General features: G+C 67.6%; 8 protein-coding genes. 4 read left to right on the top strand and 4 right to left on the bottom strand.

The window, feature by feature from the left end; translation table 11 throughout:
• Positions 1-13 precede the first annotated feature (13 nt).
• Positions 14-1,840: an acyl-CoA dehydrogenase gene (locus ACZ4WQ_RS26905; RefSeq protein WP_311728638.1), complete on the bottom strand. Its 1,827-nt coding sequence runs from the start codon at positions 1,838-1,840 to the stop codon at positions 14-16.
• Positions 1,841-1,997: 157 nt separating this feature from the next.
• On the opposite strand from ACZ4WQ_RS26905, the gene ACZ4WQ_RS26900 reads away from it, so the two are divergent.
• Together ACZ4WQ_RS26900 and ACZ4WQ_RS26895 are read left to right on the top strand one after the other, a co-directional pair.
• Positions 1,998-2,495 (top strand): SseB family protein, encoded by a 498-nt coding sequence (locus tag ACZ4WQ_RS26900; RefSeq protein WP_311728617.1) that lies wholly within the window; start codon positions 1,998-2,000, stop codon positions 2,493-2,495.
• Between the two features lie 230 nt (positions 2,496-2,725).
• On the top strand, positions 2,726-3,697 hold the full coding sequence (locus ACZ4WQ_RS26895; RefSeq protein WP_311728616.1) for a pirin family protein: 972 nt from the start codon (positions 2,726-2,728) through the stop codon (positions 3,695-3,697).
• Between the two features lie 92 nt (positions 3,698-3,789).
• Here ACZ4WQ_RS26895 and ACZ4WQ_RS26890 read toward each other — a convergent pair whose 3' ends face one another.
• Positions 3,790-6,354, bottom strand: a complete 2,565-nt coding sequence (locus ACZ4WQ_RS26890; protein WP_468022561.1) for an SdrD B-like domain-containing protein — start codon at positions 6,352-6,354, stop codon at positions 3,790-3,792.
• A 403-nt stretch (positions 6,355-6,757) separates the two neighbouring features.
• A complete protein-coding gene (locus tag ACZ4WQ_RS26885) occupies positions 6,758-9,184 on the bottom strand; it encodes an SdrD B-like domain-containing protein (protein ID WP_468022560.1) in 2,427 nt (808 codons plus the stop codon).
• Between the two features lie 542 nt (positions 9,185-9,726).
• On the opposite strand from ACZ4WQ_RS26885, the gene ACZ4WQ_RS26880 reads away from it, so the two are divergent.
• Positions 9,727-10,413: a hypothetical protein gene (locus ACZ4WQ_RS26880; RefSeq protein ID WP_468022559.1), complete on the top strand. Its 687-nt coding sequence runs from the start codon at positions 9,727-9,729 to the stop codon at positions 10,411-10,413.
• 7 nt (positions 10,414-10,420) lie between these two features.
• Here the strand turns inward: ACZ4WQ_RS26880 and ACZ4WQ_RS26875 are convergent, their stop codons facing one another.
• Complete coding sequence (locus tag ACZ4WQ_RS26875; protein ID WP_468022475.1) at positions 10,421-11,764, bottom strand: right-handed parallel beta-helix repeat-containing protein; 1,344 nt, start codon at positions 11,762-11,764, stop codon at positions 10,421-10,423.
• 67 nt (positions 11,765-11,831) lie between these two features.
• Here ACZ4WQ_RS26875 and ACZ4WQ_RS26870 point away from each other — a divergent pair, with 67 nt between their 5' ends.
• A complete protein-coding gene (locus ACZ4WQ_RS26870; protein ID WP_311728612.1) occupies positions 11,832-12,989 on the top strand; it encodes a Dyp-type peroxidase in 1,158 nt (385 codons plus the stop codon).
• Positions 12,990-12,999: the final 10 nt, after the last annotated feature.

Raw genomic sequence — 12,999 nt, 5'->3', positions numbered from 1 at the left:
CGGTATCCGGACCTCAGAAGGCCGCCTCGTCCAGGTCCATCAGGGAGCCGTCCACGGACTCGGCCACGGCGCGCTGGACCCCGACGCCCGGCAGCACCTCCTGGGCGAAGAACTTCGCGGCCGCGATCTTGCCCTCGTAGAAGGACTTGTCCTTGGCGGAGGCGCCGGGCAGCTTGTCGGCGGCGATCGCCGCGCCCTTGATCAGCAGATAGCCGATGAACACGTCGCCGGAGGCGAGCAGCAGCCGGGTGGCGTTGAGGCCGACCTTGTAGATGGAGGTGACGTCCTGCTCCGTGGCGGTGAGGTCGGTGAGCATGACGCCCACCAGCCCCTCCAGGTCAGCGGCGGCCTTGGCCAGCGCGTCGCGGGTGGCGGCGAGCTCCTCGCCGCCGCCGGCCTCGGCCAGGAACTTCTTGATCTCCTCCGAGATGACGGTCAGCGCCTGGCCCTGGTCCCGGACGATCTTCCGGAAGAAGTAGTCCTGGCCCTGGATGGCGGTGGTGCCCTCGTAGAGGGTGTCGATCTTGGCGTCCCGGATGTACTGCTCCAGCGGGTACTCCTGGAGGTAGCCGGAGCCGCCGATGGTCTGGAGGGACTGCGCCAGCAGCTCGTACGCCTTCTCCGAGCCGTAGCCCTTGACGATGGGCAGCAGCAGGTCGTTGAGGGCGTGCGCGGCGGAGGTGTCCTCGCCGGCCGCCTCCAGGACCTGGATCTCGTCCTGGACGCAGGCGGTGTAGAGGACGAGCGAGCGCAGGCCCTCCGCGTACGCCTTCTGCGTCATGAGGGAGCGGCGCACATCGGGGTGGTGGGCGATGGTGACGCGCGGGGCGGCCTTGTCGGTGAAGGCGGCCAGGTCGGCGCCCTGGACGCGCTCCTTGGCGTACTCCAGCGCGTTCAGATAGCCGGTGGACAGGGTCGCCATGGCCTTGGTGCCGACCATCATCCGGGCGAACTCGATGATCTTGAACATCTGGCGTATGCCGTCGTGCTTCTCACCGAGCAGCCAGCCCTTGGCCGGGTGGTCCGCGCCGAAGGTCAGCTCGCAGGTGTTGGAGACCCGCAGACCCATCTTGTGCTCGACATTGGTCGCGTAGACGCCGTTGCGCTCGCCGAGTTCGCCGGTCTCCCAGTCGAAGTCGTACTTCGGGACGATGAAGAGGGACAGCCCCTTGGTGCCCGGGCCCGCGCCCTCGGGGCGCGCCAGCACGAAGTGGACGATGTTGTCCGAGAGGTCGTGCTCACCGGAGGTGATGAACCGCTTCACGCCCTCGATGTGCCAGGTGCCGTCCTCCTGCCGGACCGCCTTGGTGCGGCCCGCACCGACGTCCGAGCCCGCGTCGGGCTCGGTGAGCACCATGGTCGCGCCCCACTGCCTGTCCACGATCTGCCGGGCGATCGCCAGCTGCTCCTCGGTGCCCTCGTCGTAGAGCACTCCGGCGAAGGCGGGGCCGCAGGCGTACATCCAGATCGGGGTGTTGGAGCCCAGGATGTGCTCGGCGGAGGCCCACAGCAGCGAGCGCGGGCAGGCGGCTCCGCCGAGGCCCTCCGGGACGCCAAGACGCCACCACTCGGCGTCCATGTATGCCTGGTAGCTCTTCTTGAAGGACTCCGGCACCGGCGCGGTGTGCGTCTTCGGGTCGAAGACCGGCGGATTCCGGTCGGCGTCCGCGTAGCTCTCGGCCAGCTCGTTCTCGGACAGCCGGGAGATCTCCGAGAGCACGCTCTTGGCGGTCTCGACGTCCATCTCCTCGAACGGTCCGGTGCCGTACAGCTTGTCGCGCCCGAGCACCTCGAAGAGGTTGAACTCGATGTCGCGGAGATTCGACTTGTAGTGCCCCATGGCGAACGGCTCCGTAAGGCTCGGGAGGCGGACCTCTTCGTTGGCGTAGCGCGATCGATCGTCGATCGCCATGATGCTACCCGTGGGTAATAAAGAGCAACCCCCAATCGGGCAACTGTGACGCACCGCGCTTCGGCGACTCAGTACGCTTCTGTGCATGTACGGCTACGACCAGAACGCGAGCGCAGGGCAGGGTTACGCGGCGCCGCCGCCTCCGCCGCAACAGCAGCCGCCTCTGTCACATCACCCACAGCCGGGCGCCGGCTATGGCGAGCAGCCGCTGTACCCCGAGCCCTCTCCGCCCTCCCTGGCCGACGCGGTGCGCGCCTTCACCACGGGGTCGATGTCGGCCGAGGACTTCCAGCAGATCTTCGCGTCGTCCAAGGTGTACTGCCCGCGCGGTGACAACCCCGGGTTCCTCGCGCTGCACAACACCCAGCAGCCGGTGATCCCCATGTTCACCTCGCTCAAGGAGCTGCGGCGCTACGCGGGCAAGGAGTCCAAGTACTTCGTGATCACCGGCGCGGAGGTGATCGACCTGCTGCCCACCGGCTACGGCTTCGTCCTCGACATGGAGGGCGACCACCGGATGGTCTTCGACGCGAAGGCCGTGGAGCAGATGGTCGACTTCGCGATGCGCCGGATGTACGGCTAGCCGCTGACGCTGTCCGGCGGATCTTGACGCCTGCGGCGGGCCCTCCCCCACCCCGCCCCTTCCCGAAACTGGGGCTCCGCCCCAGACCCCGGGGTCCAGGGGTGAAGCAGCCGTGCCGATGTGCGGCTCCGGTCCCCGCGCGGGCTCCCGGCGCGCTCGGAAATAAAGCCCCCCTTGCGAGTCGTTCACCGTTCAACTAAGTTGAATCCTGAACGACCGAGGAGGCCGTCATGCCAGCTGTGACCGTAGACAACCCGTTGACCCTGCCGCGCGTCGCGGCACCCGCCGACGCCAAGCCGCGCCCCGTGCTCGCCGTCGCTACCGCTCCCAGCGGTTTCGAGGGTGAGGGCTTCCCGGTGCGGCGCGCCTTCGCCGGCATCGACTACAAGCACCTGGACCCGTTCATCATGATGGACCAGATGGGCGAGGTGGACTATCAGCCCGGGGAGCCGAAGGGCACCCCGTGGCACCCGCACCGCGGCTTCGAGACCGTCACGTACATCATCGACGGGATCTTCGACCACCATGACTCCAATGGTGGTGGCGGCACCATCACCAACGGTGACACCCAGTGGATGACGGCCGGGTCCGGTCTGCTCCACATCGAGGCGCCGCCGGAGCACCTGGTCGTATCCGGTGGTCTCTTCCACGGCCTCCAGCTGTGGGTGAACCTCCCGGCCAAGGACAAGATGATGGCGCCCCGGTATCAGGACATCCGCGGCGGCAATGTCCAGTTGCTCACCTCCCCCGACGGTGGCGCGCTGCTGCGGGTCATCGCCGGTGAGCTGGACGGCCACTCCGGTCCGGGCATCACGCACACGCCGATCTCGATGATCCACGCGACGCTGGCGCCGGGCGCCGAGATCAACCTGCCCTGGCGTGAGGACTTCAACGGCCTCGCGTACGTGCTGGCCGGCAAGGGTACGGTCGGCGCCGAGCGTCGTCCGATCCACCTCGGCCAGACCGCGGTCTTCGGCTCCGGCTCCTCGCTGACCGTGCGGGCGGACGAGAAGCAGGACTCCCACACGCCGGACCTGGAGGTCGTCCTCCTCGGTGGCCGGCCGATCCGTGAGCCCATGGCGCACTACGGGCCGTTCGTGATGAACAACCGCGCGGAACTCCAGCAGGCCTTCGAGGACTTCCAGAAGGGCCGGCTCGGCACGATCCCCGCGGTGCACGGGATGTCCGAGGGCGGAATGTAGGGCTCGCCGGGACGAAATGCGATCCGCCCGCCCGCGCTACTGGGATAGCGCGGGCGGGCGGATCACTTGTTTTTTCGGTTTTCGGTGGTGTCTCAGTGTTGCCTGGCGCGGCGCTTTCGGGTCATGAATGCGAATGCCGCGCCTGTGCCGGCGAGCAGGGCGCTGAGGGAGATGAGCGTCAGCAGGCCGGATGTACCTGTGTTGGCCAGTGAACCGCCTGGGTCTCCGCCGGTCTGGGGGCCCGGGTTGTTGGGCGGCACGGTCGCGGGCGGTTCATGGGTCGGCGGCTGGGTCGACGGCTCCGGGGTGGTCGGAGGCGTCGTGGTCGGCGGTTCCTCCTTGGGGATGTACACGCCGGCGTCGATGGTGTGATCGACTTCGCCGGCCTGGTCCGGTGCCGTGACAGGTGCTTTTCCGTTGCACAGTTGCCCGGTCTTCGGCGGGGTCACGTTGGAGTCGTGTGCCCGGTTGTCACCGGCTCGCGGGAGGGTGAACCGCAGTTCGGTGGCCGCCGGCTGGGTCGGCACCTTGCTGGTGTCCGCGGTGCACACATCGAACTGCACCGTGTATTTGGCACCCGGCTTGAGTTCGTAGTCGGCGCCGACTCCACCGAAGTAGTACTCGCCGGCGGCGTCGGTCTTGGTCGTGGCGACCTGCTTGCCGCTGGAGTCCAGCAGGTTGATCGTCGCGTCCGGCAGTGGCACCTCGTTGGGACCCTCGGGGTCCTGGATCCCGTTGTGGTCGCCGTCGAACCACACCCGGTTGCCGATCTGGATCGGTGCGTTCGCCGCCTCGTAGGCGATATCGCCGAGCCCACCGGCCTTACCGAACCCGTTGTCGGTCGAATTGACGAACTGGTACGCGTTGGCGGAATGGTCGTTACCGGGCCCCTGACCGGTCTCGATGTTGTAGTAACCGGTCCCGCCGGTACCGTAGTTGTCGGTCGGGTCCATCTGCGTGCTGACGACCCACTGCTGCTGCGGAATGTAGGCGACCGCCCCTTGGGAGGCTTCGTTGTGCACCCCCTGGATCTGCTCCGGTGCGGCCCTGTTCCGAACGTAGTCGCCCGGGAAGTATTCGACGACACCGGTGTTCTGGCCGCCGTCGGTTTCGGGCTTGGCGTGGTTGGGGCAATTCCCGGTGCCTTCCCACGCGTATCCACCGTCGGGATTCGCGCAGGCCATGTTGATGTCACCGCCGGACATACCGTTTTGCGCGGTGTCGTTGCCCGGCCGGGGGTCAAGGCCGCCCCCGCTGACCACGTCCATGAACCGGTCGCGGAAGCCGAGGATCATCGAACCGTCGCGGGCGAAGGCGAGGGTGGCGAGTTCCGGCTGCGGATTGACGAGGGTGTTTGTTCCGCTGATCTTGAATTTGTCCCAGGTCAGCAGGCTGGTGTTCCACGGGTTCCAGTGGTTGGCCTGGTCAACCCCTACGGCACCGCCATAGACGGTACCGCGCTCGCCGGTGAGCGGCTGGGTCAGCACCGTGTCGAACCGTGTCCCGTCGTAGGTGTAGACGACGGCTTTCAGGTCTTCGCGCTTCTGTGTGCTCTCCGCGCTGCACACGCCACCGACGTAGAGCTTGTTGTCGTGGGTGGACAGTGCGAACGGCCGCCAGTCGGTGGCCAGCGCGCAGCCCGGGTCCGGGATGCGTACCGTCGCCTTGGGTGCGGATGCCGTGGTTCCGGTGGCGTCGAAGCTGACCAGGCGCCGGGTCAGCAGGTTCACCGCGTAGAGCGTCGAGCCGTCCTCGGACAGGGCCAGGCCGCCGATGCTCTCCTTGCCCGGCGCGTTGGTGAACCCGGCGTCCTTGATCATGTTGGTGGCGTCGTGCGGGGTGACCGTGGCGCCCGGCACCTTCGCGAACAGGGTCGGCGCGCTTCCGCCGTCGGTCGGCGTGGTGTAGATCGCGTTACCGCCGTCCGGCCCGTACGGGGTGTACCGCCGGGCGAACGCGCCCTGGAAGATCCGCTTCTGGTACTTGTCGTAGGCCAGCGCGAACGTCGTGCCCACCTGGTCCTGCGTGTTGAGCGCGGTCGGGCACGCCGCCTGGTCAGGACACGTACCTCGTTTGTCCGTCCCGAACGCCACCAGTGCCCGGGTGTCTTTCCCGCTGGAAGAGTTCTGGATCGGAACGAAATAGCGTGAGTCCGGCAGTGCGTAGTCGGCCGGGTTCCAGACCCCGGTGATGACCGAGTCGTCCTTACCGCCCGACACATCCACGAACGTCGTGAAGCTGTCGAAGTGGTTTTCCGCCGTCGAGGCCGGCGCCGCCTGAAGATACTTGTCGTACGGCGCCGGGACGGTGACGTCGACGCGGTACTGACCGCCTGTCAGTTCGGTCGACTTCGAGATCACCACCTTTCCGGTGGCGTCCGTGGTACCGGTGACCCGATGGCCGTCGGGGTCGGTTACCTCGACCTTCATGCCGCGCTGCGGCACGTCCATGGTCGTGTTGATCACGCCGGTGCCGAAGAAATCCCGAAGCACCTCGACGGTCAGGGTGCCGTCGCCAGTGGAAGCGGTGGCCGTCCCGGCCGTCGCGCCCAAGGCGCCACCCGACAGCAAGAGAACGGACAAGCCCACTCGCGTCAGCGAACCCGTATGCTTCCCGGCTGTCCGGTGTAACGTTGTGCATATTCTTTTCACAGCCATCACGCTCCCCTCATCATGTGAACCGAACACCCGCTTCCAGTTGCACATCGGCTTCCCGGGCCCGGGTGACACGTCGGCCATGAAAAGGGCCCACCGCTGTTTCGGTGGACCCGGTTGTTCTTGGTCGTCTTGCCGGATGTGGCGAATTCAGGGACTCGGCAGTGCCTCCCCCAGGCCAGTTGCACTCGTCCTCGCTTCCCCGCACGGAAACAGCACAAGAGTCCGAATAGTCATTCTGAACCGCCCCACCAGCGACGACACTGTAGCGGGTGGCCGCCAAGATCGGGGCGAGCAGAGGGTGAATGAGCGGAACAAGTTACCAAATCGAACGTGATCCGCCCGCCCACGCTACTGCGGTAGCGCGGGCGGGCGGATCACTTGATTTTCAGTTTTCGGTGGTGTCTCAGTGTTGCCTGGCGCGGCGCTTTCGGGTCATGAATGCGAATGCCGCGCCTGTGCCGGCGAGCAGGGCGCTGAGGGAGATGAGCGTCAGCAGGCCGGATGTACCTGTGTTGGCCAGCGAACCGCTTGGGTCTCCGCCGGTCTGGGGGCCCGGGTTGTTGGGCGGCACGGTCGCGGGCGGTTCATGGGTCGGCGGCTCGGTCGACGGCTCCGGGGTGGTGGGCGTCGGCGTAGGAGTCGGCGGTTCCTCCTTGGTGATGTACACGCCGGCGTCGATGGTGTGATCGACTTCGCCGGCCTGGTCCGGTGCCGTGACGGGTGCCAGTCCGTTGCAGAGCTGTCCGGTCTTCGGCGGGGTCACATTGGAGTCGTGTGCCCGGTTGTCACCGGCCCGCGGGAGGGTGAACCGCAGTTCGGTGGCCGCCGGCTGGGTCGGCACGTTGCTGGTGTCCGCGGTGCACACATCGAACTGCACCGTGTACTTCGCGCCCGGCTTGAGTTCGTAGTCGGCGCCGACTCCGCCGAAGTAGTACTCGCCTGCGGCGTCGGTCTTGGTCGTGGCGACCTGCTTGCCGCTGGAGTCCAGCAGGTTGATCGTGGCGTCCGGCAGGGGCACCTCGTTGGTGCCCTCGGGGTCCTGGATCCCGTTGTGGTCGCCGTCGAACCACACCCGGTTGCCGATCTGGATCGGCGCGTTCGCCGCCTCGAAGGCGATATCGCCGAGCCCACCGGCCTTACCGAACCCGCTCTGTGCCTGACTGACGAACTGGTACCCGTTGGCTTTCGGGCTGTTGCCCGGGCCCTGGCCGGTGGTGATGTTGTGGTACCCGGTCCCTGAGGTCGCGACGTCGACGACCGGGTCGAACTCCGTGCTGACGACCCACTGCTGCTGCGGAATGTAGGCCACCGACCCCAGCGCGGTCTCTGCGTGCACTCCGTTGCCAAAGAAGTCGCCCGGGAAGTATTCGACGACACTGCTGTCCTGGCTGCCACCGGTGGCGGGGGTGGCGTGGTTGGGGCAATTCCCGGTGCCTTCCCACGCGTATCCACCGTCGGGATTGGCGCAGGCCATGTTGATGTCACCACCGGCCATGCCGTTTTCCGCGGTGTCGTTGCCCGGCCTCGGGTCCAGTCCACCCCAGCTCACGACGTCCATGAACCGGTCGCGGAAACCGAGGATCATCGAACCGTCACGGGCGAAGGCGAGGGAGGCGAACTCCGGCTGCGGATCGATGAAGACGTTGCCAACCTTCCGCTCGTCCCACGTGGCCAGGTTGGTGTTCCACGGGTTCCAGTGGGTGGCCTGGTCGACGTCGTTGGAACCGAAGACGGAGCCGCGCTTGGCGGTGAGCGGCTGGGTCAGCACGGTGTCGAACCGGTCGCCGTCGTAGGTGTAGACGACGGCTTTCAGGTCCTCGCGCTTCTGCGTGCTCTCCGCGCTGCACACGCCGCCGACATAGAGCTTGTTGTCGTGGGTGGACAGTGCGAACGGCCGCCAGTCGGTGGCCACCGCGCAGCCCGGGTCCGGGATGCGTACCGTCGCCTTGGGTGCGGACGCGGTGGTCCCGGTGGCGTCGAAGCTGACCAGGCGCCGGGTCAGCAGGTTCACCGCGTACAGCGTCGAGCCGTCCTCCGACAGGGCCAGGCCGCCGATGCTCTCCTTGCCCGGCGCGTTGACGAACCCGGCGTCCTTGATCAGGTTGGAGGTGTCGTGCGGGGTCACCGTGGCGGCCGGCACCTTCGCGAACAGGGTCGGCGCCCCACCGTCGGTCGGCGTGGTGTAGATCGCGTCACCGCCCTCCGGCCCGTACGCGGTGTACCGGCGGGCGAACGCGCCCTGGAAGATCCGCTTCTGGTACTTGTCGTAGGCCAGCGCGAACGTCGTGCCCACCTGGTCCTGCGTGTTGAGCACGGTCGGGCACGCCGTATCGCCAGGACACGTACCTCGTTTGTCCGTCCCGAACGCCACCAATGCCCGGGTGTCGTTTCCGCCGGCGCCATTCTGGATCGGTACGAAGTACCGCGTGTCCGGCAGTGCGTAGTCGGCCGGGTTCCAGACGCCGGTGATGACCGAGTCGTCCTTGCCGTCCGACACGTTCACGAACGTCGTGAAGCTGTCGAAGTGGTTCTCTGCCGTTGAGGCCGGCGCGGCCTGAAGATACTTGTTGTACGGCGCCGGGACGGTGACGTCGACGCGGTACTGGCCGCCGGTCAGCTCGGTCGACTTCGAGACCACCACCTTTCCGGTGGCGTCCGTGGTGCCGGTGACCCGATGGCCGGCAGAGTCCGACACCTCGACCTTCATGCCCCGCTGCGGCACGTCCATGGTCGTGTTGATCACGCCGGTGCCGAAGAAGTCCCGGAGTACCTGAACGGTCAGGGTTCCGTCGCCAGTCGAAGCGGTGGCCGTCCCAGCGGTCGCGCCCATGACGCCACCCGACACCAAGAGAACGGACAAGCCCACTCGCGCCAGCGGACCCGCACCCTTCCCGGCTGTCCGGTTTAATGTTCCACACGCTTTTCGCACAGCCATCACTCTCCCCTCATGATGTGAACCGAACACCCGATTTCGGCCGTACATCCGCATCCCGGCCCGGGTGACACTTCGGTCATGAAAAGGGCCCACCGCTGTTTCGGTGGACCCGGTCGTTCTTGGTCGTCTTTGCGGATGTGGCGAATTCAGGGATTTGGGAGTGCCTCCCCCAGGCCAGTCGCACTCTTCCTCGCTTCCCACACGGAAACAGCACAAGAGTCTGAATTGTCATCCTGAACCGCCCCACCAGCGACGATACTGTAGCGGGTGGCCGCCAAGATCGGGGGGAGCAGAGGGTGAATGAGCGGATCAAGTTACCAATGCGTCACCTGTGGAGTATGAGAATCAAGCAAGGTCCCTCGCGGCGCGCGGATGGACGGCGCCGATGGCTGCGGCCACGCTGGGTGGCGGCCGTCATCGGCGGTGTGGCCGTCGCGGTGACCGCGTTCCTGTTCGTCGACAGCGGCTCCGCCCCCGCCGGTCCCAGGGCGTTGAGCTCGGATGAGGCCAACCGGCTGGCGGTCACGCGGTTCCGCAACTACCAGGCGGGCGGGCGCGCCGTGACGATCAATGTGCCGAGCACCGCCGGCGGGCTGACCATCACCGGTTCCATCGACTACCGCGGCAAGGTCGGTTACGGCGTGGTGCGCGGCACCGGGCGCGATACGTCCAGCGACGGGCTGATCGAGTGGTCGGCCACCACCGTGTCCGTCCATCCGATGGCGAACCCTCCGGAGAAGGCACCGGCGCGGCCGCCGGAGTCGGGTTGGTACAGCCGTCCGCTGCAAAAGTACGGCAGTTCGCTGGACAGTTCGCTGGCCATCGCGCTGAAGCTCGGCAACGACCGGCCGGACAATGCCGAACTGCTGCCACAGAACGGTGCCGCCTGGGCTGGAGAGGACCGGTTGGACGGCCGTGAGGTGGACATCATGACCGGACCGAGCGCCCGTACCAAGTCCGGTACGGCGGGGGAGGGCGCCGTGCGCTACTGGATCGGCTCGGACGGCACCATGTACCGGGTTCGCGTCGCCGTGGCTTCCGCATCGGAGCCGGTGGTCATCGATTTCGACACCCAGAAGTACGTTCCGGTCCGGCCGGTCCCCGGGGTGACCCCGGCGCGGTAGCCGCCGTTCAGGACGTCAGCACCCGCGCGCCCGCGGCGAGCAGTGACACCGACGGCAGCCGGATGTCCGCCGTGTCCGGGAGCGCCGGAACGGCCGGAACGGCGGTGGCGCCCGTGGTCGTGGCGTTCGGGAACTGCGGCTGTCGCTTGGGCGCCGCCACATCGGTGAACGGGATACCGCCAGGTGCCGTCGGCTTCGCCCACGTGCCGGAGGGCGAGGAGGACCGGGCGGGACGCGGGCAGGACGCGGTGGTCGCGAGCCGGGCGGGCACCGTCTTCCGCAGCTCGTTGCCGCGCAGGCAGTTGCCCCGTCCCTTGGTGGCGGTGGGGAACGTCCAGCCGACGTCAACGTTGTTGGCGGCGAAGGTGTTGTCCAGGATCCGGTTGCCGTTCGGCTGTATGTCAGCGTTCGCGGTGATCACCAGCCCGGCGTTGCTGTTGTCGGCGATCCGGTTGCGGACGAACTGGTTGTCGGAGCCGCCGTCGACGCCGATGCCGATGCCCCAACCGCCGTCGGCCTGTTCGGGGGTGGCCGTCTGCTGGTTGGCCGCGATCAGGTTGCCCGCGATGACGGCATCCTGCTGCGGGAGCAACTTCTCCTGGTGGTCGGAGTTGGTGGTGAGCCCGACCCGGTTACCGACAAGGCGGTTACCGACCACGTACATGTCGCCACTGGCATTGGTGCCTTCGTAGCCGACCGCGTTGAGCTCGGCGATGTTGTCCCGCACCACGATGCGACAGGGCTTGCACTGTCCGACATAGATCCCCGAGTCGGCCGAGCCTGATGTGTACGAGTGCTCGATGACACCGTTCTGCGCGGAGAACGCGTAGATGCCGTACAGCCCGTTGCGGGTCGCGGTCACGTGGGAGACCGCGAATGACTTCAGGAAGGTGACGGGCTCGTCGCCGGTGTCGTAGCCGCCGGACTGCCCCGGCATTCCGGCAGCGGCCTTCGCCGAGCCGGTGACCAGGACCCCGTTCTGGGTGTTGTTCCGCACCGTCAGGTTCTGCACGGCCACTCCGGGAGCGGCGACGACGATGCCGTTCGGCTGCTGCAACCGCCCGTCGATGACGACCTTCTCCCGGGACTCGCCGCGCAGCGTGATGCGAGCCTTGGTTATCTTCACCGACTCGTGGTAGACGCCCGGCGCGACCAGCACGAGATCGCCGGCCCGGGCCAGAGACACCGCATCCGAGATCGTCGGGGCGTCAGCAGGCACCTTGATCGTCACGTGGTCACCGGACGGTCGTCGGCCGTCCTTCGATCCGTCATCGTCCGAGCCGCAGCCGACCAGTAGGGGTGCCAGTGTTCCGAGCACCGTGGCCATCAGGCGAAGACGGAGACGAGGCATGGCCTCATCCTGGCACGGACGCCGACCAAGTCGCATGCGCCGATGGGGATATGGCACAGTTCACACCGTGCGCCAAGCCGACTCCCGCCCGTCACGCCGCGCGTTTCTCGGTGCCACCGGCACGGTGACCGCAGCCGGCCTCTCCGCCGGGTGCCAATCGAGTTCCGCCCGGCCGGACCGGTCCGATACCCCCGCGCCGACCCCGCCGGTGTCACCAACGGGCCGGTACCAGGCGGGCATCACGCTTCCGCAACCAGCCCAGCGGAACCTGCTGGCCGTGGTGGCCGACCTCGACGATGCCGGGGCCGCCCGTCCGTTGCTGGCCGAACTCGGCGAGGCCATCGGCAAGCTCACCGCGGGGACCGACGCACGGCTGATGGGCCTGTCGCCGGGCAATCTGACCGTGACGATCGGGGTGGGCCCCCGGCTGGTGCGCAAGGTCGATCCCGCCCTGCCCGGCGCGAAGGACCTCCCACGGTTCTCCCGCGAGCAGATCGCCCCCCGGGCACGCGGCGGCGACCTGCTGATACAGATCTGCGCCGACGACGCCCTGGTGATACCGGTCGTGGCCGCCGCGCTTCTGGAGCAGGCCGGTGACCGGATACGCGAACGCTGGCGGCAGTCCGGAATCCGTGGTTCGAACGTGCCGGTGGATGCGGACAAGGGCCTTGCCGCGCCACGAAACCTGTTCGGTTTCGTCGACGGCATCGTGGGCCCCCACACGAAGGCCGAACAACAGCGCGACCTGTGGCTGGACGGGCCGGCTCCGGTCGCCGGCGGCACCCTCGCCGTACTCCGACGCATGGAGCTCGACCTGCCGCGGTTCGCCAAGCTGTCCGTCGCCGAACAGGAAGCGGTCTTCGGCCGGCGCCGAGCCAGTGGCGTGCCCCTCTCCGGTGGCACCATCGCCTCGGGCCCGGACCTCGGCGCCAAAACGCCCGACGGACGCTACCTCGTCCCGGCCGACGCCCACGCCCGCAGAGCGCACGCCACCGCGGTCGGCGTCGGCCTCATGCTCCGTCGCTCCTACAGCATCGACGGGCCCGCCCCCGGCCTGCTCTTCATGAGCTTCCAGAACGACATACGGACCTTCACCAGCACCCTCACCCGTATGGACAATTCCGACGCCCTGCTCGACTACACGACCACGACCGCCAGCGCGAGCTTCCTGATGCTTCCCGGTTTCGGCGAACAACGCCCGCTGGGTTCCCAGCTCTTCCGCTGAACAGCCCGGC

The organism is Streptomyces sp. NPDC028305 (genome assembly GCF_055569495.1).
This window is presented reverse-complemented; position numbering and strand designations above follow the sequence as displayed.

What these genes read in the sequence shown, in the direction of transcription:
- ACZ4WQ_RS26900 (WP_311728617.1), top strand. Translation starts at nt 1,998, where the DNA reads ATGTACGGCTACGACCAGAACGCGAGCGCAGGGCAGGGTTACGCGGCG.
- ACZ4WQ_RS26890 (WP_468022561.1), bottom strand. Translation starts at nt 6,354, where the DNA reads ATGGCTGTGAAAAGAATATGCACAACGTTACACCGGACAGCCGGGAAG.
- ACZ4WQ_RS26905 (WP_311728638.1), bottom strand. Translation starts at nt 1,840, where the DNA reads ATGGGGCACTACAAGTCGAATCTCCGCGACATCGAGTTCAACCTCTTC.
- ACZ4WQ_RS26895 (WP_311728616.1), top strand. Translation starts at nt 2,726, where the DNA reads ATGCCAGCTGTGACCGTAGACAACCCGTTGACCCTGCCGCGCGTCGCG.
- ACZ4WQ_RS26875 (WP_468022475.1), bottom strand. Translation starts at nt 11,764, where the DNA reads ATGCCTCGTCTCCGTCTTCGCCTGATGGCCACGGTGCTCGGAACACTG.
- ACZ4WQ_RS26885 (WP_468022560.1), bottom strand. Translation starts at nt 9,184, where the DNA reads ATGGGCGCGACCGCTGGGACGGCCACCGCTTCGACTGGCGACGGAACC.